The organism is Pseudomonas sp. NPDC089408, assembly GCF_044749445.1.
In the GTDB taxonomy this organism is placed as follows: Bacteria; Pseudomonadota; Gammaproteobacteria; order Pseudomonadales; family Pseudomonadaceae; genus Aquipseudomonas.
The window spans coordinates 70,565-90,747 of sequence record NZ_JBIVHY010000010.1; the positions used below are offsets into that span (position 1 = coordinate 70,565).

The 20,183-nt window shown below is 63.2% G+C and carries 19 protein-coding genes; 12 read left to right on the forward strand and 7 right to left on the reverse strand.

Translation table 11 applies throughout. From position 1 onward, the window contains the following. Positions 1-778 precede the first annotated feature (778 nt). Entirely contained in the window at positions 779-1,351 is a 573-nt protein-coding gene (locus ACIP02_RS17305) for a hypothetical protein (protein ID WP_400618298.1), read from the reverse strand. 574 nt (positions 1,352-1,925) lie between these two features. Further along, positions 1,926-2,582 (reverse strand): YciC family protein, encoded by a 657-nt coding sequence (locus ACIP02_RS17310; RefSeq protein WP_400618301.1) that lies wholly within the window; start codon positions 2,580-2,582, stop codon positions 1,926-1,928. Between the two features lie 167 nt (positions 2,583-2,749). Here ACIP02_RS17310 and ACIP02_RS17315 point away from each other — a divergent pair, with 167 nt between their 5' ends. The 5 genes from ACIP02_RS17315 (at position 2,750) to ACIP02_RS17335 (ending at position 7,497) form a co-directional block, all read left to right on the forward strand. Further along, positions 2,750-3,508, forward strand: a complete 759-nt coding sequence (locus tag ACIP02_RS17315) for a DUF2076 domain-containing protein (RefSeq protein ID WP_400618304.1) — start codon at positions 2,750-2,752, stop codon at positions 3,506-3,508. 162 nt (positions 3,509-3,670) lie between these two features. Then, on the forward strand, positions 3,671-4,150 hold the full coding sequence (locus ACIP02_RS17320; protein WP_028699930.1) for an NYN domain-containing protein: 480 nt from the start codon (positions 3,671-3,673) through the stop codon (positions 4,148-4,150). A gap of 8 nt (positions 4,151-4,158) precedes the next feature. Continuing rightward, positions 4,159-4,764, forward strand: a complete 606-nt coding sequence (locus ACIP02_RS17325) for a PolC-type DNA polymerase III (protein WP_400618307.1) — start codon at positions 4,159-4,161, stop codon at positions 4,762-4,764. A gap of 425 nt (positions 4,765-5,189) precedes the next feature. Further along, positions 5,190-6,110 carry a drug/metabolite exporter YedA gene (gene yedA, locus ACIP02_RS17330; RefSeq protein WP_400618310.1) on the forward strand — a complete coding sequence of 307 codons (921 nt, stop codon included), beginning with the start codon at positions 5,190-5,192 and terminating at the stop codon, positions 6,108-6,110. A 55-nt stretch (positions 6,111-6,165) separates the two neighbouring features. After that, positions 6,166-7,497 carry a DEAD/DEAH box helicase gene (locus ACIP02_RS17335; RefSeq protein ID WP_201203647.1) on the forward strand — a complete coding sequence of 444 codons (1,332 nt, stop codon included), beginning with the start codon at positions 6,166-6,168 and terminating at the stop codon, positions 7,495-7,497. Positions 7,498-7,633: 136 nt separating this feature from the next. On the opposite strand, the gene ACIP02_RS17340 is transcribed toward ACIP02_RS17335, so the two are convergent. The 3 genes from ACIP02_RS17340 to ACIP02_RS17350 form a co-directional block, all read right to left on the reverse strand. Further along, positions 7,634-8,875, reverse strand: a complete 1,242-nt coding sequence (locus ACIP02_RS17340) for a TIGR03862 family flavoprotein (protein WP_400618313.1) — start codon at positions 8,873-8,875, stop codon at positions 7,634-7,636. Between the two features lie 148 nt (positions 8,876-9,023). Continuing rightward, positions 9,024-9,938 carry a histone deacetylase gene (locus ACIP02_RS17345; protein ID WP_400618316.1) on the reverse strand — a complete coding sequence of 305 codons (915 nt, stop codon included), beginning with the start codon at positions 9,936-9,938 and terminating at the stop codon, positions 9,024-9,026. Between the two features lie 186 nt (positions 9,939-10,124). Further along, positions 10,125-10,811 carry a histidine phosphatase family protein gene (locus ACIP02_RS17350; protein WP_400618318.1) on the reverse strand — a complete coding sequence of 229 codons (687 nt, stop codon included), beginning with the start codon at positions 10,809-10,811 and terminating at the stop codon, positions 10,125-10,127. A gap of 177 nt (positions 10,812-10,988) precedes the next feature. Here ACIP02_RS17350 and ACIP02_RS17355 point away from each other — a divergent pair, with 177 nt between their 5' ends. The 4 genes from ACIP02_RS17355 (at position 10,989) to ACIP02_RS17370 (ending at position 14,317) form a co-directional block, all read left to right on the forward strand. Then, complete coding sequence (locus tag ACIP02_RS17355) at positions 10,989-11,558, forward strand: GNAT family N-acetyltransferase (protein ID WP_400618321.1); 570 nt, start codon at positions 10,989-10,991, stop codon at positions 11,556-11,558. Between the two features lie 146 nt (positions 11,559-11,704). Next, positions 11,705-12,574, forward strand: coding sequence for an acyl-CoA thioesterase II (tesB, locus tag ACIP02_RS17360; protein WP_028614112.1), 870 nt, complete (start codon positions 11,705-11,707; stop codon positions 12,572-12,574). After that, positions 12,571-13,161, forward strand: coding sequence for an HAD family hydrolase (locus ACIP02_RS17365; RefSeq protein ID WP_400618325.1), 591 nt, complete (start codon positions 12,571-12,573; stop codon positions 13,159-13,161). Before tesB ends, ACIP02_RS17365 begins: the two co-directional genes overlap by 4 nt. A gap of 145 nt (positions 13,162-13,306) precedes the next feature. Then, positions 13,307-14,317, forward strand: a complete 1,011-nt coding sequence (locus ACIP02_RS17370) for an NAD(P)-dependent alcohol dehydrogenase (RefSeq protein WP_400618328.1) — start codon at positions 13,307-13,309, stop codon at positions 14,315-14,317. Between the two features lie 10 nt (positions 14,318-14,327). Here the strand turns inward: ACIP02_RS17370 and ACIP02_RS17375 are convergent, their stop codons facing one another. Then, positions 14,328-15,026 (reverse strand): FadR/GntR family transcriptional regulator, encoded by a 699-nt coding sequence (locus ACIP02_RS17375; protein ID WP_400618331.1) that lies wholly within the window; start codon positions 15,024-15,026, stop codon positions 14,328-14,330. Between the two features lie 261 nt (positions 15,027-15,287). On the opposite strand from ACIP02_RS17375, the gene ACIP02_RS17380 reads away from it, so the two are divergent. Together ACIP02_RS17380 and gudD are read left to right on the forward strand one after the other, a co-directional pair. Further along, positions 15,288-16,640, forward strand: a complete 1,353-nt coding sequence (locus ACIP02_RS17380) for an MFS transporter (RefSeq protein ID WP_400618334.1) — start codon at positions 15,288-15,290, stop codon at positions 16,638-16,640. A 19-nt stretch (positions 16,641-16,659) separates the two neighbouring features. After that, positions 16,660-18,015, forward strand: a complete 1,356-nt coding sequence (gene gudD, locus ACIP02_RS17385; protein WP_400618337.1) for a glucarate dehydratase — start codon at positions 16,660-16,662, stop codon at positions 18,013-18,015. A gap of 109 nt (positions 18,016-18,124) precedes the next feature. Here the strand turns inward: gudD and ACIP02_RS17390 are convergent, their stop codons facing one another. Beyond that, positions 18,125-19,012 carry a LysR substrate-binding domain-containing protein gene (locus ACIP02_RS17390; protein ID WP_400618340.1) on the reverse strand — a complete coding sequence of 296 codons (888 nt, stop codon included), beginning with the start codon at positions 19,010-19,012 and terminating at the stop codon, positions 18,125-18,127. Positions 19,013-19,111: 99 nt separating this feature from the next. Here ACIP02_RS17390 and ACIP02_RS17395 point away from each other — a divergent pair, with 99 nt between their 5' ends. Then, positions 19,112-20,062, forward strand: a complete 951-nt coding sequence (locus tag ACIP02_RS17395) for a 2-hydroxyacid dehydrogenase (RefSeq protein ID WP_400618342.1) — start codon at positions 19,112-19,114, stop codon at positions 20,060-20,062. The last annotated feature ends 121 nt before the right edge of the window (positions 20,063-20,183 follow it).

A 20,183-nucleotide genomic window follows, 5' to 3' on the forward strand; every position in this document is an offset into this window, starting at 1 on the left:
TCGTTTGCCTGGTGCGGCAAGAGATTGCCGCGGCCTGTATCCGAGAGGGATGTCGGTCGACTAGTTTGAGCCGGAAAGTTAAAACCTCCTTGCTCGACGTTCAGGTAGCCAGGGTTATGAACGGGAGGGCGCGGTATTACCCCCCCGCCCCCAGCCGTTGGTCGGGTTTGATGCCCACGCGGTCGCCCTGGTAATCGCGCAGGTTGCATAGGGTGGCTGCAGTTATAAGCGGGGGGTATGCCTGGCATACCCCGTCGCTGTATTACCAGCGGAAGGTTGTCATGGGGCGGTTCCAATCGGAACTGCGTAAAGCCTGGTTAGTGGGCTTGGGATTGTCTTCATTGAGTATTTGCAAGTGGTACTCAATTGCGACTGAATTAACCTTAGACCATTGGTTTGGATTGCCGGACATATCTGCCAGCCAAGTATCTCCGGCCACTGTGTAGACTTTGCCGCCATAACTGATCTTTTGGTTGTCCTGCGGAGAATAGCTGTCTCCCCAGTGGCGGTATTGCCGATAATCGGCCTTGTTACCAAATCCCTTCCATGAAACATGGAAGGTCTTGGAACCCTGCGTTACGGTCGGCAGCGGTTGGCCGATGACAAGTGCCGCACCCTTATATGTCTCGTAATTTTTCGTCCGAGAGCCGCACTGCGTTGTGACCCTCCTTATCTAGGGAGGCTAGGATCTCGTTCGCTGCTTGGCTTGCCGCCGGTAGTAGAGCAAATGTCAGGGCGGTGGCGGTAATAAGTCGGTTTGCTAGCATGTTATACCTCGTTAAGAAATGGAAATACCTATGGTTTGCATGAGCGCGAGAAGCTTCTCGTCTGATGCTATGCTTTCCTTGAATTGCTGATGAATTTCCTCACTGCGGCTTTTGTCAGCAATCAATTCGTTGTAATGTTTTTCAGGCGTGTCAATGCCATTCTTTTCAAGAACACTTAAGTAGTGTTGGCGAATGCCAGCATCGAACTCTGCTTTGATACCGGAATCGGCCGAGGCAAATTTCTGGTTGTTGGCCGACATCATGATTTCTGCCCAGGTTCTTCCAATTATTTTTTCCGCATCCAAGACGATGCCATAGCCACTCATCCAGTCAGGTACGGCGTATTGTTGTACACTTACTTCAGGGTCTGGATTATTTACAATATCCTGATAGGCGCTTCGACTGGTTTGCAGTGCGGCTTTGGCCTCTTCGCTGATCGTGAGCTTTTCGCCTTGCAAGTTCGCTGCGGTGCTGGCAAGTGTTTCTTGAAATGTCGTTGGCCTGCTCGTGTCCTCAAGTGGACGCTGACTGCTGCCTGTAGGTGTGGCGTTCCAAGACGCCTGCGTGGGAGTTAGATTGATCATTTCATGTCGTCCATTACTGTGTGGTGGAGAACGCTGAAACTTACCGATGGCACGTTAATTGGCCGATTTGATAAGCCTGCGTAAAGAGACGAGCAGAAAGCGTGCCAGCGCAGTTGACATGGGAGCTGTCACGGCTGTGGGGAAGGAGAAGTACGGGTATTCGTCAAGAAACTATTAATTTAAATGTAACTTACGAAGTTTGTAAGTTTTGGCTGTAGGAAAAGTCGCGCTATAACGTCGACTAATTGTCACGTGCGTCTGCATTCTTTTTCCGAGGAAAGGTTAGGGCGGCAATCATTTGCCTGGTGCGGCAAGAGACTGCCGCGGCCTGTATCCGAGAGAGGGATGTCGGTCGACTAGTTTGAGCCGGAAAGTTAAAACCTCGCCTTGCTCGACGTTCAGCTAGCCAGGCTTATGAACGGGGAGGGCGCGGTACTGCCCCCGCCCCCCAGCCGTTGGTCGGGTTTGATGTCAACGCGGTCGCCCTGGTAGTCGCGCAAATTGCATATCAGCTCCTGGATTATCAGCTTCAGGGGCACTTGTCGCGACTACAGCATGAAAGCTCTGTGCTGCCTCAGGCGCTCGCTTGCTCTTCCAGCAGCATGAACAACCGGTAGAGTACAACGGTGCTGAACAGTTGCAGGAAGCCACTGAGGCTGTCCATGGCCAGCTCCATGCCGGGGGAGGGTTCGGGGAAGGCCATCAGCAGCAGCCCGTCGATCAGCCAGATGGGCGCCAGCACCGCGACCACGCAGACCATGATGCGCATGAAGTGCCCGGTGGTCATGCTGGCGCTTTCGCGCATCGCCAGCATCACCGGCCGGCCGCGCAGCACCAGCAGGTACTCGGCGAACACCAGGTTGATCATGATCCACACGCCCGGGAAGACGAACAGCGCCAGGCCGGCCATGATCAGCAGCGAGCTGATCAGGATGAGCAGGGCCAGTTGCGGCCAGAGCTGCAAGGCGCGGGCAAACAGATCGCGCTTGGCAATGTCCTGGCCCTTGCTGCGGGTGTCGAGGTAGAGAATCAGCGCGGCGCTGTACAGCGGGTAGAACAGCAGACTGACCAACATGCCGTAGGCCGGTGAGGCCTGATCGCCCAGCTGGCGGTACAGCAACTGGGTGAGCAAGGCCTCTGCCACCACCAGCGGCAGGCACAACTGGAGGATGTTTGGCAGGTGGCGGCGGAAGAAGTACAGGGAGTCGCGCAGGACGCTCAGCGGATTCATCGGTCAACATCGCATGGCAGTAAAAACAAGGGCATCACTTTAGCCCAAAGTGGACCCGCGGCTGTCACTTGCTGAAAAAAGTTTCACCGCGTCCATGATTGAATCCCGCGCCGTAACGCCCCATCTTTGACGCTGTCCGTTGTCCTGCTACCCCACGAGGTCGCCCCATGAACACTGAAGAACAAACCCTGATCGACGGCCTGTTCGGCCGCATCAAGCAAGCCGAAGACCCAAGCCAGCCGCGTGATCCGCAGGCCCAGGCGTGCATCGAGCAACACCTGCGCCAGCAGCCGGCGGCGCCTTACTACATGGCCCAGGCGATCCTGGTGCAGGAGGCCGCGATCAAGCGCCTCGACGAACAGAACAAGCAGCTGGAAGCCGAGCTGCAGCAGGCCCGTGCCCAGGCCCAGGCAGCACAAGCCGCCAACAACGCGCCGAGCAATGGCGGGGGTGGTTTCCTGTCCAGCATCTTTGGTTCGGGTGGGCGCAATGCCCCGGCGGTGCAGCCGCAGCGGCCTTCGGCGGCCCCTGTCGCGTCTGGTGGTGGCTGGCGTGAGCCCTCGGCACCGGGCTTCTCCCAACCGCAAGCGCAGCCGCAGCCAGGGTTTGGCGCCGCGCCAGCACGCGGTGGTGCCAGCAGTTTCCTCGGTGGGGCGATGCAGACTGCAGCGGGTGTGGCGGGTGGCGTGTTGCTGGCACAGGGCATCAGCAGCCTGTTCAACCACAACTCGCAGCCGGAAGAGGTGGTTGAGGTCATCAAGGAAGAGCCGACGCCGGCCAGCGACAGTGGCGGCTGGAACGACCAAGGTGGGCAGCAGCAGGTGGCTGACAACGGTGGTTGGGGCAGTGACCAGGGTGGCTACGCCGACACCGATTATGGCAGCGAGGGTGGCGGGTTCTTCTCGGACGACGACTCGTACGTCTGACAGGTCTGGCATACTGCTGGCATTTCTGGGGGCGCTGTGCGCCCCTTTCGCGACGCAAGGCCGCTCCTACAAGGGTACGCAAATTCCTGAAGGAGCGGCCTTGTGTCGCGAAAGGGCTGCATAGCAGCCCCAGCATTCCCAGCCCAGACACGAGGTTCCCAGGTGAAAAAGATCGCGCTGTTCGCCGATGTGCAGAACCTCTATTACACCGTGCGCCAGGCCCATGGCTGCCATTTCAACTACACCGCCCTGTGGTCCGACGTTAGCCGTGAAGGCCAGATCGTCGAGGCCGTGGCCTACGCCATCGACCGCGGCGACAGCAAGCAGCAGCAGTTCCAGCAGATCTTGCGCAACCTCGGTTTCGACGTGCGCCTCAAACCGTTCATCCAGCGCAGCGACGGCTCGGCCAAAGGCGACTGGGATGTGGGCATTACCCTGGATGTGATCGACGCGGCCAGCCGGGTCGACCAGGTGGTGCTGGCCTCTGGCGATGGCGATTTCGACCTGCTGCTTGAGCGGGTAATCCAGCGCCATGGTACAGAGGCAGTGGTGTATGGTGTGCCCGGGCTGACGGCACTGTCACTGATCCGCGCCGCCACCCGCTATGTGCCCATCGAGGGTAAGCTGTTGCTCAAGCACTGAGGTTTTTCGTGGAACGTATCGCTGTCATCGACTTTGAAACCACCGGCATTTCCCCCGGTACCGGCTGCCGTGCCACCGAAGTAGCGGTGGTGGTGCTGGAAGGCGGGCGCATCGTCGAGCGCTACCAGAGCCTGATGAATGCCGGTGTCGCGGTGCCTGCGTTCGTTGCCGGGCTGACTGGCATCACCACGGCCATGCTGCGCAGTGCGCCGCCAGTGGACAAGGTGATGAACGAAGTGGCCGAGTTTGTCGGCAGCACCCCGCTGCTGGCACACAATGCTGCTTTCGACCAGAAGTTCTGGGACTACGAACTGAGCCGCATCGGCCGTAGCCGCAGCCAGTCATTCGCCTGTTCGCTGTTGTTGTCGCGGCGCCTGCTGCCGGCAGCGCCGAACCATAAGTTGGGCACCCTGACCCGCTGGGCGGGGCTACCGGATACCGGTACGGCGCACCGGGCCATGGCCGATGCCGAAATGGCGGCCAACCTGTTGCAACACCTGGCGGGTGTGTTGCGCCAGGACCATGGGGTGCAACAGCTTTCCCATGCGCTGCTGTGCCGGTTGCAGAAAACACCGGCGGCGAAGGTTCGCGAGGCGTTGGCGAAGTTTTGTTGAGGGCTGACAGGCGCTTGGCGTGAATGATGAGTCGCCTGTGAGATCGAGCGCCGCCCGCGCGGCGCTTCGCGGCATAAGGCCGCTCCCACATCTGTTTCGGGCTAATTATTCCTGTGCCTTTGCCGCGCGCACCCTGGGCGCATGGCTGGAGATTGATGAAAAACAGCGGCGTCTCCTTCAATATTGAAGGGAACAAACAAGGCGGACAGCGGTGGCCTCACAGGATTGACTGGCCCGAAACAGATGTGGGAGCGGCCTTGTGCCGCGAAGCGCCGCGCGGGCGGCGCTCGATCTCCCAGGCGCCACAACTCTCAAAGCCGAACGCACCAAAAGTGTGCCGCTCATTTCGTACGATTTTGTAACTTATGTTCCCCCTGGCAGGCCCTTAAACTGAACCACCCGTAAACGGATTTCGAGTTTTCCCCATGCCTGCCTCCCGTCGCTTTCCTTTGTTGCTGATCGGTGCCTTTCTGGCCCTTTACCTGGTCTGGGGCTCTACCTATCTGTTCATTCGTATTGGTGTCGAAAGCTGGCCGCCGATGCTCATGGCTGGGGTGCGCTTCCTGATTGCCGGTGGCCTGCTTTACGGCTTTCTGCGTTGGCGTGGTGCGCCGGCACCGACCTGGCCGCAGTGGCGGGCGGCAGGGGCGATCGGCTTCTTGCTGCTGAGCTGTGGCAACGGTGGGGTGACCGTGGCCGAGCATGCGGGCGTGGCGTCGGGCGTGGCGGCACTGGCGGTGGCCACGGTGCCGCTGTTCACCTTGCTGTTCGGCCTGTTGTTCGGGCACCGCAACTCGAAGCTGGAGTGGGCGGGCATTGCCCTCGGGCTGGTGGGTATCGGCCTGCTGAACCTGGGCTCCAACCTGCAGGCGAGCCCGGTTGGCGCGGCGCTGATCATCTTTGCGGCGGCGTCGTGGGCGTTTGGCTCGGTGTGGAGCAAGAGCTTGCCGCTGCCGCAGGGGCCGATGGCCAGCGCCGCGGAAATGCTGGTCGGTGGCGCAGTGCTGTTGCTGGGCAGTGTGCTGTCGGGTGAACGCATGGCGCAAATGCCGACCGCTGCCGGTTGGGGCGCGCTGGCCTACCTGGTGTTCTTCGGTTCGATCCTGGCGTTCAGTGCCTACATGTACCTGCTCAAGCACGTGCGCCCGGCGGCTGCCACCAGCTATGCCTACGTCAACCCGGCGGTGGCGGTGCTGTTGGGTATCGTGTTTGCGGGTGAACAGATTGGTGCCGAAGAATGCGTGGCGATGGCGGTGATCATTGGCGCGGTGGTGCTGATCGGCCTGCCGCAGTGGCGCAAGGCGCCCCAGCCCACGCAGCCGTTGAAAGGCGAAATCTGCAAGTAGGCAGGGGCGATGCGGTAAACTTGCCGGCTTCGCTGAACCCCCTGACGGTATTGCCATGAATTTCGCCAAACTCGGCCTGATCGAACCGCTGCTGCGCACCCTGCAGCAGCTGGACTACACCACCCCGACCCCGGTGCAGGCCAAGGCCATCCCCGCCGTGCTGGCCGGCCGCGACCTGATGGCCGCTGCCCAGACCGGCACTGGCAAGACCGCAGGCTTCGCCCTGCCCGTGCTGCAGCGCCTGGCGCTGGAAGGCGAGAAGGTGGCCAGCAACTCGATCCGTGCGCTGGTGCTGGTGCCTACCCGTGAGCTGGCCGAGCAGGTGCACAACAACGTGCGCGAGTACGCCGAGAACCTGCCGCTGAGCACCTATGCGGTGTACGGCGGGGTCAGCATCAACCCGCAGATGATGCGCCTGCGCCGTGGCGTCGACCTGCTGGTGGCCACCCCTGGCCGCCTGCTCGACCTGTTCCGGCAGAACGCGGTGAAGTTCAACCAGGTGCAGACCTTGGTGCTGGACGAAGCCGACCGCATGCTCGACCTCGGCTTTGCCGAAGAGCTGCAGTCGGTGTACGCCGCGCTGCCACGCAAGCGCCAGACGCTGCTGTTTTCCGCCACCTTCTCCGAGCAGATCCGCCTGTTAGCGGGGTTGGCACTGAATGACCCGCTGAGCATCGAAGTCAGCCCGCGCAACGCCACGGCCAGCAGCGTCAAGCAGTGGCTGGTGCCTGTGGATAAAAAACGCAAGGAAGACCTGTTCTGCCACCTGATGCGCAAGCAGCGCTGGAAGCAGGTGCTGGTGTTCGCCAAGACCCGTAATGGTGTCGACCAGCTGGTAGAGCGTTTGCTGGCCGAAGGCGTGAATGCCGACGGCATCCACGGTGACCGCCCGCAGGCCACCCGTCAGCGCGCGCTGGACAGCTTCAAGGCCCGTGAGATCCAGGTGCTGGTAGCTACCGATGTAGCGGCCCGTGGCCTGGACATCGATGACCTGCCATTGGTGGTCAACCTCGACCTGCCAATCGTTGCCGAGGATTACGTGCACCGCATCGGTCGTACCGGACGGGCGGGTAACAAGGGCGAGGCGATTTCGTTGGTGTGTGCGGATGAAGTGCAGTTGCTGTCGGCGATTGAAGTGCTGACCCGGCAGACCTTGCCGCGCCATGAAGAGCCCGACTTCATCCCTGACCATCGGGTGCCGATGACCGATGCCAGTGGCCAGGTGGTCAAGAAGCCGAAGAAACCCAAGAAGCCGAAAGAGAACAGCGCCAAGCGTGGCTTGGGGCGCTGGATGGACAGCACTGAGGCAGGCAATGCCGAGCCGGCAGTGAAAGCGGTGCGCAAGGTGCCGAGTTTCAATGGTGGGCCGCGCAAGCGTAAGCCTTGAGATTTTTGGGGCCGCTTTGCGGCCCATCGCGACACAAGGCCGCTCCTACAGGGATTGCACAATGCCTAGGGCTTGCGCTGTACCTGTAGGAGCGGCCTTGTGTCGCGATGGGCTGCAAAGCAGCCCCGGCCATCTGTCAGGAAACCCGCAAAACCCAATCCGCCGCCGCCCGCCCGGCGCGCAGGCCGCTGGCAAAGCAAGCCGTCAGCAGATACCCCCCGGTCGGCGCCTCCCAGTCCAGCATCTCGCCGGCGCAGAACACCCCCGGCATGCCCTTGACCATCAACCCCGCATCCAGCCCTTCGAAGCGCACCCCACCCGCACTGCTGATCGCCTCATCCAGCGGCCGTGCACGCACCAGTGTGATGGGCAGCGCCTTGATCGCCCGCGCCAACGCATCAGGGTCGGCAAAGGTCGCCTGATCGGTGAGTTCGCGTAGCAGCGCGGCCTTCACCCCATCAATGCCCAACTGGCTGTGCAGGTGCTTGGCCATGGAGCGCGAACCACGCGGCTTGGCCAGGGCCTGGGCAATCTTGTCCACAGGCTTGTCCGGCAGCAGGTCGAGCAACAGCACACCACGGCCTTCGCGGTTGATGGCTTCGCGCACGGGCGCCGACCAGGCATACACCAGGCTGCCCTCCACACCTTGCGCTGTGAGGATGAACTCGCCCTTGCGCGGCGCGCTGCCGGGCACGCCGAGGGCGATGTTTTTCAGCGGTGCACCGGCGAATTTGTCCTTGAGCAGCGCGCTCCAGCCCGCCACTTCGAAACCACAGTTGCTTGGCTGCAGCGGTGAGATATCCACAGCCCGCTCGGCCAGCAACGCTTGCCAGCTGCCGTCGGAGCCCAAGCGCGCCCAGCTGCCGCCACCCAGTGCCAGCACCACTACGGCTGCGTTAACGGCGCGTTCGCCCTGTGGATAAGCGATCCGCAAGGCGCCATCGGCGGTCCAGCCCAACCAGCGATGACGGGTGTGGATAACTACGCCACTGTCACGCAGGCGCTTGAGCCAGGCCCGCAGCAGCGGCGCGGCTTTCATGTCGGTGGGGAACACCCGGCCCGAGGTGCCGACGAAGGTTTCGATACCCAACCCGTGAATCCATTGTCGCAAGGCTTCGGCATCGAAGTCGCGCAGCAGGGCGTCGATTTCGTTCTGGCGCTCGGCATAGCGGGCGGTGAACGCCGGGTAGGGCTCGGAATGGGTGATGTTCATGCCGCCGACACCTGCCAGCAGGAACTTGCGCCCTACCGATGGCATGGCATCGAACACCTCCACCGCCAGGCCCGCCTGGGCCAGGGCTTCGGCGGCCATCAGGCCGGCGGGCCCGCCACCGATGACGACGGCGAGGGGAGGGGCGGTAGGGTTCAGATCGGACATGGTCGGCAGCGGGCTGTGGAAAAGATGCGCATTCTAGCGCAGCGCTGCCTATGGAAGCACTGGTCAAAATTTGATCAGCTCTCCGCAGGCCTTGTCGGCCGAGGGCTACAGCGTCTTTCCCGCAGGTTATCCACAAGCGGTTCCACAGTCATTGTGAACAACCCATGACACGTGCCGCGCAGTGGTGAAGGATGCCGTGGCGTTTGGCCAAGGCTACGCGGTCCTTGCTGTAGCCGCCGCCGATCACGCCCATCACCGGGATATCGCGGCCCAGGCAGTGACGCAGCACGGCCTCGTCACGGGCGGCCACGCCGGCGTCGCTCAATTGCAGGTAGCCCAGGGCGTCATCCTTGTGCACATCGACACCGGCGTCATACAGCACCAGGTCGGGCTGATACAGCGGTAGCAGGTAGTTGAGGGTGTCATCCACCACCTTCAGGTAGGCGTGGTCGCCCATACCCCGGGGCAGGGGGATGTCCCAATCACTGTGGGCCTTGCGCGCCGGGAAGTTCTGCTCGCAGTGCAGTGAAACGGTGATTGCCTCTGGGGTGTCGTGAAGGATGCGTGCGGTGCCGTCGCCCTGGTGCACGTCACAGTCGAAGATCAGCACCCGATGTACCCGGCCGGCCTCCAGCAGGTAGTGGCTGATCACGGCCAGGTCGTTAAAGATACAGAAGCCGGCGGGGTGGTCGTAATGGGCGTGGTGGGTGCCACCGGCCAAGTGGCAGGCAATGCCGTGCTGCAGCGCCAGTTCGGCGGTCAGCAGCGAGCCACCGACTGCGCGCACGGTGCGCCGGGCCAGGGCCTCGCTCCAGGGCAGGCCTAGGCGGCGCTGGTCCTCGCGTGACAGCGCGCCGTTCATGTAGCGCTCGATATAGCCGCGGTCGTGGGCCAGGGCGAGGATGTCATTGGGGCAGATTTCCGGGCGCAGCAGGGCCTGGTCGGTGGTCAGGCCGCTGTCGATCAGGTGGTCGTGCAGCAGGCGGAACTTGTCCATCGGGAAGCGGTGTTCGGCGGGGAACTCCGGGCTGTAGTCTTCGTGGTAGATCAGCGGCAACGGCATGGGTGGGGGTCGCAGTCAGGGCCAGTGCTGATCTTGCCAGTTCCAGGGTTGCAGATGCCATGGCGAATGCGATCCCTGTAGGAGCGGCCTTGTGTCGCGATGGGCCGCAAAGCGGCCCCCGGGCTTTGGCGCCACAGCAGAAATTGCCAGGGCCGCGTTGCGGCCCATCGCGACACAAGGCCGCTCCTACAGTGCAGCGCTGGCCAGCACCCGCTGCCAGTCGGGCTCGTTCAGGCGGCCGAGGATGCGCGTCTTGCCATTGCCATCCACCGAGACGAACAGCGCGCTGGCGTAGCCGCTTGCACGCTCGCCCCCCACGACGTTCTGTTGGCGGGCGAAATGATCGATGCAGCCGTTATGGGTCACCAGCACCAGGTTATGCCCGTCGCGTTTGTGCGCCAGTGCTTCGCTGGCGAACTGGCTGTCGCAGCTCTCCAGCCAGTCTTCGCTGGTCGCCACCTGACCAAGAATGAAATGCGCAGTCTGGCGGGTGCGCAGTTTCGGGCTGCTGAGCAGGTCGGCGTTGTCCAGGCCCAACTGGTGCAGCCCTTGGCCGACGCGGCTGGCAGCCTCGCTGCCGGCTACGGTGATGCCGGTCGGGTCGTTTAGGCAGGGGCCGGGGGCGCTGTCGCAGCGTTCGGCGTGGCGGATCATCACGATCACTGCACCGTCGGCCCAGTCCTGCAGCAGGCCGCTGTCACTCAATTGTTGCTCGTTGCCAAGGTCCACGATGTGCGTCCTCGTCGCCAGCCAAGTGGTCAACGCCGCCACGACCATGCACAGGCCAAGGGCGGCACCCAGGGCTTTGCGTGATAGGCGCCGCTTGCGCCGTGCGTGAATGGCCGCGTGCCCCAGGGTATTGCTCGATTGCATGCGTTGCTCCAATGGCATGGCCGTGGCTGGCACGGCAGAGATGGCGGCATTGTGCAAAGCGACCTGTCGGGGGCCGGTGAAGGGCGTGTGAAAATTGCATTCGCTGTGCCGCCTGGGTGAAACCCGTGCCCGCGCCTACGCTGTAAACTGCAATACGGCAAAACCGGAGCAGGCCTGATGACCCCCATCCTTGAACTGGAAAGCGCACGGCTGGTGCTGCGCCAATGGCACGACGACGACCTGCATGGGTTCGCTGAGATGTGCGCCGACCCACAGGTGATGCGTTACTTTCCCGCCCCGCTGACGCGCCTGGAGGCCGCTGCGCTGATTGGCCGGGTGCGCGGGCACTTCAACGAATACGGTTTTGGCTTGTGGGCGCTGGAGCGCAAGGACAGTGGTGCGTTCATTGGCATGACCGGCTTGCTGCACGTAGGCTTTGACGCCGATTTCGCCCCAGCCGTGGAAATTGGCTGGCGCCTGGCCCGCCGCCACTGGGGCCTGGGTTTTGCCAGTGAGGCGGCGTGGACCTGCCTGCGTTGTGCTTTCGCCCAATTGCGCCTGGAGGAGGTGGTGTCGTTCACTAGTGAGAGCAACCTGCCCTCGCAGAAGGTCATGCAAGCCATCGGCATGCAGCAGGACCTGGCCGGCAGCTTCGAGCACCCCCGCTTGCCCGAGGGCCACCCGCTGCGCCCGCATGTGCTGTACCGCATCGACCGCGCACACTGGGAACGCACCCTGCGCGCCTGAATGCACGGCCATGCCCGGCGCGAATGACAAACCCTGTATTATTTGCCCATTAGAAGGTGCGGGCTGCAACATGCCCGGCACCTGTGAGATCGAGCGCCGCCATGGCGGCGCATCGCGAGCAAGCTCGCTCCTACGGAGAACCCCCGATGAGTCATGTGTTGGACGACCTGGTCGATCTGTTGAGCCTCGAGTCCATCGAGGAGAACCTGTTCCGTGGGCGCAGCCAGGACCTGGGCTTTCGCCAGCTGTACGGCGGGCAAGTGCTGGGGCAGTCGTTGTCGGCCGCCAGCCAGACGGTCGAGGACGCGCGCCATGTGCACTCGCTGCATGGTTACTTCCTGCGCCCGGGCGATGCCAGCCTGCCGGTGGTGTACTCGGTAGACCGCGTGCGTGATGGCGGCAGTTTCAGCACCCGGCGGGTGACGGCGATCCAGAAAGGCCAGACCATCTTTACCTGCAGCGCCTCGTTCCAGTACGACGAGGAAGGTTTCGAGCACCAGGCGCAGATGCCTGACGTGGTCGGCCCGGAAAACCTGCCTACCGAAGTGGAACTGGCGCGGGCCATGGCCGACCAGCTGCCGGAGCGCATTCGCGACAAAGTGCTGTGCGCCAAGCCGATCGAGATCCGCCCGGTTACCGAGCGTGACCCGTTCAACCCCAAACCCGGCGACCCGGTCAAATACGCCTGGTTCCGCGCCGACGGCAACCTGCCCGATGTACCAGCCCTGCACAAGTACCTGCTGGCCTACGCCTCGGACTTCGGCCTGCTGACCACCGCGTTGCTGCCGCACGGCAAGTCGGTGTGGCAACGCGACATGCAGATCGCCAGCCTCGACCACTCGCTGTGGTTCCACGGCAACCTGCGTGCCGACGAGTGGCTGCTGTACGCCACCGACAGCCCTTGGGCCGGTAATTCCCGTGGCTTCTGCCGTGGCAGCATCTTCAACCAGGCCGGGCAACTGGTGGCATCGTCGAGCCAGGAAGGCCTGATTCGCCATCGCAAGGACTGGGCATGAGCCTGGGCGAGGTTCGCAATTGGGTGTTCGACATGGACGGCACCCTGACCGTGGCGGTGCACGACTTTGCCGCCATTCGCGTGGCGCTGGATATCCCGCCCGAAGATGACATCCTGACTCACCTGGCCGCCTTGCCGGCGAACGAAGCGGCGGCCAAGCATGCCTGGTTGCTGGAGCACGAGCGTGACCTGGCGATTGCCTCCACCGCGGCCGCCGGGGCCGTGGAGCTGGTACGCGAACTGGCCGAACGCGGTTGCCGGCTGGGCATCCTGACCCGCAATGCGCGTGAGTTGGCGCATGTGGCGCTGAAGGCCATCGGCCTGGCGGACTGCTTTGCGGTGGAGCACATTCTTGGGCGTGACGAGGCGGCGCCGAAGCCGAGCCCGGATGGGTTGCTGAAGATTGCCAGTGCCTGGGGCGTGGCGCCGAGCGAGCTGGTGATGGTGGGGGACTACCGCTTTGACTTGGACTGTGGTCGAGCGGCGGGGGCGCGGACAGTGTTGGTGAATTTGCCGGACAATCCCTGGCCGGAGCTGGTGGATTGGCATGCGGCGGATTGCCGGGCATTGAAGGTGATGCTGGGCTGATCATTGTATTGCCTGGTCTGGCCTCTTCGCGGGTGAACCCGCTCTTACATTATTGCGCGACCCTTGTAGGAGCGGGTTCACCCGCGAAGAGGCCAGACCTGTCTATGCTGAACCCCATTCTTCACGCTGATACGGAGACCCACCCATGACCAGCAAGGCCATCTACGTTCAACCCGGCGGCGGCTACGACAAGGTCGAAGTCGGCACCTGCGAGGCGGCTGCACCCCGGGCCGGTGAGATCACCGTGCGCCTGCACGCCAGCTCCCTCAATTATCACGATTTCGCCGTGGTCAGCGGCATGTGGGGCCCGAGCGAGCGGCGCATTCCCATGGCCGATGGCGCTGGCGAAGTGGTCGCAGTGGGGGCTGGCGTTTCAGAGTTTCAGGTCGGCGACAGCGTGGTCAGTACCTTCTTCCCCGACTGGCTCGATGGCCAGGCCAATGTCGAGGGCTTTGCCCGGGTACCGGGTGACGGCATCGATGGCTACGCCCGCGAGCAGGTGACCGCCCGCGCTACGGCGTTCACGCTGGCGCCCAAGGGCTTCAGCCACGCCGAGGCGGCTACCCTGACCACCGCCGGCCTGACTGCGTGGCGTGCGCTGATGAGCGATGATCAACTCAAGCCCGGCGACACGGTGCTGGTGCAGGGCACCGGTGGTGTGTCGATCTTCGCCCTGCAGTTCGCCAAGCTGGCCGGTGCCACGGTGATCGCCACCTCGTCCAGCGACGCCAAGCTGGAGCGCCTGAAGGCCCTGGGGGCCGACCACCTGATCAACTACAAAAGCACCCCAGCCTGGGGCGAGAAAGTGCGCGCGCTGACCGGCAACCGTGGCGTTGATCATGTGATCGAAGTGGGCGGCCCGGCGACCCTGGAGCAATCGATGATTGCTGCGCGCATTGGTGGGCATGTGTCGCTGATCGGCATTCTTACCGGGGTGGCCGGGCAACTGCCGCTGGTGCAGGCGCTGGTACGGCAGATTCGCCTGCAAGGGGTGCTGGTGGGCAGCCGCGCGCAGCAGCAGGCAATGGTGCGGGCCATTGATGCCAACGCTTTGCGGCCGGTGGTAGACAAGCATTTCGAACTGGAGCAGATCGTCGAAGCGTTCCGTTACCAGGAGAGCAACCGGCATTTCGGCAAGATCTGCCTGACTTGGTAATCGATGGGCCCTAGGGCAACAACCGGTCCCGGCTGTTGGACAGGTGCAGGCACACCGCCGCGCGCGCCGCATCCGGGTCTTGCCGGCGGATGGCATTTAGGATCGCCTCGTGCTCCAGGTTGGCCAGGTACGCCTGCCGCGCCAGCTTGGCCCCGCTGCGTTCGGCCGCATCCATGCGGTTGCGCGGTATCAGGCCGTTGCCCAGCTGCAGCAGCATCTCGGTGAAATACAGGTTGCCGGTAGCCTCGGCAATCAGCAGGTGAAAACGCCGGTCGGCCTCGATGCAGCTGTCACCTGCCGCTGCCAGGTCCTGGTAGTCATCCAGCGCCTGGCGCATGCGCGCCAAATGCCCCTCATCCCGGCGCAGTGCCGCCAGCGCGGCGGCTTGGCCCTCCAGACCGATTCGCAGCTCCAGCAGGTCGCGCACATTCGCCGCGCTTTCCGCCGCAACACGCAACCCGGCCTGGGCCTGGCGCTCCATCACGAATGTACCGATACCGTGGCGCGGCTCCACCAGCCCCGAGGCCTGCAACTTCGACAAGGCTTCGCGAACCACCGTGCGGCTGACCCCGTGCTCGCGCACCAAGGTGTTCTCCGAGGGCAGTTTGTCGCCCGGCTTGAAGGTGCCCAGCAGAATCTGCTGGGTCAGGCTGGAAACCAGGTCATGGGCGCGGCTGTGGCCGCGTTTGCGGGCGTGGTCGGGTTGCATGGTGTGATCCGGTTCTTGTTGTGCTTGTACGACAAGTTAATCGATAAAAATATTTTTTGCCGATTTTTCGAGCGTTCAAGTCAACACGTAGCTGTTCGGTTTTTGCATGTTCGTAGCATATTGGTGTTATGACAGCTTGTATTTTGCTGTTTTGCCGACATTAATGATCTTGTCGTACAACTTCCCTGCGCATAAGCTCTTCCCCACTGCCCTGTCAGACAACCCCGACCCGCACAAAAACAATTAGTGGGAGATCCGCAAGTGAACGACACCCTCGCTCCGCCTGCCCGGAATGATGGCGACGCATTGGCCAGCGCCGTGGCCAAGGTCAAGCGTCACGTCCTGCCGCTGTTCGTCATCATGTTCATCGTCAACTACCTCGACCGCGTCAACATCGGCTTCGTCCGGCCGCACCTGGAAAGCGACCTGGGCATCAGCGCTGCGGCCTTTGGCTTTGGTGCCGGGCTTTTCTTCATCGGCTACGCACTGTTCGAGGTGCCTTCGAACATGCTGCTGCAAAAGGTGGGGGCCCGCCTGTGGCTGACCCGCATCATGTTCACCTGGGGGCTGGTGGCCACGGCCATGGCCTTCGTGCAGAACGAGACCCAGTTCTACGTGCTGCGCTTTCTGCTCGGGGTGGCCGAAGCGGGTTTCTTCCCCGGGGTGATCTACTACTTCACCCGCTGGCTGCCGGCGGCGGAACGCGGCAAGGCGATTGCCATTTTCCTCAGTGGCTCGGCCCTGGCTTCACTGATCTCCGGCCCGCTGGCCGGGGCGTTGATGCAGATCCAGGGCCTTGGCCTGCACGGTTGGCAGTGGATGTTGTTCATCGAAGGCATGGCCTCGGTGGCGTTGTGCTTCTTCGTGTTCTTCTGGCTGGACTCCAAACCACAGGACGCCAAGTGGCTGAGTCAGGCCGAGCAGGACGCGCTGGTCGCTACCGTCGACCGTGAGCAGCAAGCGCGCGAGGCGCTCGGTGCGGTCAAGCCGTCGGCATGGAGCCTGCTCAAGGATCGCCAGATCGTGCTGTTCTGCCTGATCTACTTCTGCATCCAACTGACCATCTATGCCGCCACCTTCTGGCTGCCAAGCATCATCAAGCGCATGGGCGACCTCAGCGACGTGCAGGTGGGCTTCTTCAACTCGATCCCGTGGCTGATCTCGATTCTGGCCATGTATGCCTTCGCTGCGGGATCTGCACGCTGGAAGTTTCAGCAGGCCTGGGTGGCGGGTGCCCTGGTGATTGCTGCCATCGGCATGTTCATGTCCACCACCGGCGGGCCGGTGTTCGCCTTTGTTGCCGTGTGCTTCGCGGCCATTGGTTTCAAGTCGGCCTCGGCACTGTTCTGGCCGATCCCTCAGGGTTACCTGGACGCCCGTATCGCCGCAGCGGTGATTGCGCTGATCAACTCGATCGGCAACCTCGGCGGCTTCGTCGCCCCTACCACGTTCGGCCTGCTGGAGCAGCAGACCGGCTCGATCCAGGGCGGGTTGTATGGCCTGGCGGTGACTTCGGTGTTGGCGGCAATTGCCATCTTCTTCGTGCGTACACGCCCCAAGGGCGCCTCTTCCGATGACCTCAAGGCCCCTTCGGCCCTGGGCCACACCCACTGACGACTGCGAGAAAACAATCATGAACATGCAGACCAACCCCGCCGTTCATACCAGCACCCCGGTGGTTACCGACTTGCGCGTGATCCCCGTCGCCGGCCACGACAGCATGCTGCTCAACCTCAGTGGCGCCCATGGGCCCTACTTCACCCGCAACGTGGTGGTCCTGCGCGACAGTGCCGGCAACACCGGCCTGGGCGAGGTGCCCGGCGGCGAGAAAATTCGCCAGACGCTGGAAGACGCCCGCAGCCTGGTGGTCGGCCAGCCGATCGGTCATTACCAGCGCGTGCTCAATGCCATGCGCCAGACTTTCGCCAACCGCGACTCTGCCGGCCGCGGCCTGCAGACCTTCGACCTGCGCATTACCGTGCATGCGGTAACCGCTATCGAGTCGGCGCTGCTCGACCTGCTCGGCCAGCACCTGAACGTGCCGATGGCGGCACTGCTGGGCGAAGGCCAGCAACGTGATGCAGTGAAAATGCTGGGCTACCTGTTCTATATCGGCGACCGCCAGCAGACCGACCTGGCCTACCGCAGCGAAGCGGATAGCGATGACGACTGGTTCCGTGTGCGCCACGAAAAGGCTCTGACCCCCGAGGCGGTTGTGCGCCTGGCCGAAGCGGCCAAGCAGCGTTATGGCTTCAGCGACTTCAAGCTCAAGGGTGGCGTGCTGCGAGGTGAAGAAGAAATGGAAGCGGTGACGGCACTGGCCGAACGCTTCCCCGAAGCGCGCATCACCCTGGACCCCAACGGCGCCTGGTCACTCAAGGAAGCCATCGCCTTGTGCCGCGACAAACACGATGTGCTGGCCTATGCCGAAGACCCGTGCGGCGCCGAGAACGGCTACTCGGGCCGCGAGGTGATGGCCGAGTTCCGTCGCGCTACGGGTTTGCCCACGGCTACCAACATGATCGCCACCGACTGGCGGCAGATGGGCCATGCGATCCAGCTGCAGTCGGTGGACATTCCGCTGGCCGACCCGCACTTCTGGACCTTGCAGGGCTCGGTGCGGGTGGCGCAGATGTGCAATGACTGGGGGTTGACCTGGGGTTCGCACTCGAACAACCACTTCGATATTTCGCTGGCGATGTTCACCCAGGTGGCGGCTGCGGCGCCAGGTGAGATCACGGCGATCGACACCCACTGGATCTGGCAGGACGGCCAGCGCCTGACCCGCGAGCCGCTGCGCATTGTCGGTGGCCATGTGCGGGTGCCGGCACGGCCGGGGTTGGGTGTGGAACTGGATGAAGACCAGCTGGCCAAGGCCCATGAGTGCTACCGCAACATGGGGCTGGGGGCGCGCGATGACAGCGTGGCGATGCAGTTCCTGATGCCGGGGTGGAGTTTCGATAACAAGCGGCCTTGCCTGGTGCGTTAAGGCTGCTGGCCTCTTCGCGGGTGAACCCGCTCCTACAGGTGCAGCGCACGCCTCAAGTGCTGCACCGAACCTGTGGGAGCGGGCAAGCCCGCGAAGAAGCAGACACAAATCAACCTGCTTCGAAAAACGCCCGCGCCATCTCGACGAATGCCCCCAGCACCGGGTTGGGGTTATCCCGGCAGAACGCCAGGAATATCTCTGCCTGCTGCTCCATGCCCGCCAGTGGCTTGAACACCACTTGCTCCAGGCGCAGGGCCTGCGCCGAGGCCGGCACCACCGCACACCCCAGCCCCACATTGACCAGGCCCAGGATCGAATGCGTCTGCCCCAACTGATGCAAGTACTGCGGCTGCACTTCGTGCCGGGCAAACAGGTTGGCGATACGGTCATGGAAATAGCGCCCTTCGTTGGCGCTGTACATCACGAACGGCTGCTCGTCGAAGTCGCTCGGCCTGAGCCGTTCGCGCGCCGCCAACGCATGCTTGGCGGGCAGGGCGGCGACGAAGGGTTCGCGGTGGATCGGCAAATATTCCACGCGTGCGCTGGGCAGCACCTGGCGCACCAGGCCGACATCGATCAGCCCCGCTTCCAGGTCGTGCACCTGTGTGCTGGAGACGCGCTCGCTAAGCACCAATTCGATATCCGGCAGTGTCTGCCCGGCATGCACCAGCAAGCGCGGGATCATGCTGTAGGCGCCCACTGCGGTGAACCCCAAGGTCAGCCGGCCCGCTTCGCCGTGGGCGATGCGCCGCGCCGAGTGGCTGGCCGATTCGGCGATTTGCAGGATGCGCCGGGCGTCTTCAAGAAAGCTCTGCCCCGCCAAGGTCAGCCGCGCCTGGCGGTTGTTGCGCTCGAGCAGCAATACCCCCAGGGCATGTTCCAGCAGCTGGATCTGCCGGCTCAAGGGCGGTTGGGTCATGTGCAGGCGGGTAGCGGCGCGGCCGAAATGCAGCTCTTCGGCCACGGCCACGAAGCAGCGCAACTGGTGCAGCTCCATGATTCAATTCCTGAATTATTCGATCCAGTATCTATATTAGACCTGTATCAAACGGCAGCCTAGCATCAAGTCATGTCTTCGAACTGCCGGATGCCCACGATGAACAACCACCCCATCGAAGTGTTGTTGACCCAGCCCGTACCTGAGGCTATCGATGCCCAACTGGTCAGTGCCTATCAGGTGCACCGCCTGTATCAGCATGCCAACCCGCAGCAGCTGCTTACCGAAGCCGGGCCGCGCATTCGTGGCGTTGTCACAGGTGGCGCGAAGGGCCTGTCCAACGCACTGATGGATCAGTTGCCTGCCCTTGAGGTCATCGCCATCAGCGGCATTGGTACTGATGCCGTAGACCTGCGCCATGCGGCCAGCCGCGGTATTTACGTCACCACCACGCCGGGCGTGCTCACCGCCGATGTGGCCGACCTGGCCATGGGCCTGATCATCAATACCCTGCGCCGCCTGGGCGAGGGCGAGCGGCTGGTGCGCGACGGTTTGTGGGGCAAGGTCGATTTGCCGCTGGCGCGCCGGGTCAGTGGTATCGCGCTGGGTATCCTCGGGCTTGGCCAGGTGGGTAAGGCGATTGCCCGGCGTGCGGCGGCATTCGACATGCGCATTGCCTACCACGGGCGGCATGAACAGCCAGAAACGGGGTACCGCTATGAAGCGGACCTGGTTGCGCTGGCGCGCTCCGTGGATGTGCTGGTGGTCGCCGCTGCCGCCGATGGCGGGCAGGTGCTGGTGACGGCCGAGGTGCTTGAGGCACTGGGGCCGCAGGGTTACCTGGTCAACGTTGCGCGCGGCAAGTTGGTGGATGAAGACGCGCTGGTCGAGGCCTTGCGCGAACAGCGTATCGCTGGGGCCGGGCTGGATGTGTTTGTCGATGAGCCGCATGTGCCGCCGGCCTTGCGTGACCTCAACCAGGTCAGCCTGCAACCGCACCGGGGCAGCGCCACGCTGCAGACCCGGCTGGAGATGGGGCGCATGGTCTTGCTCAACCTGCAGGCGTGCTTTCGGGGCGAGGTGCCGCCGAATCGGGTGATTCATCTCTAGGGCCTCTTCGCGGGTGAACCCGCTCCCACAGGATCTCCACAACCCTCAGGGCTGTGGTGTCCCTGTGGGAGCGGGTTCATCGAGGCGTCGAACCGCCGCGAAGAGGCCGGTACAGGCAACA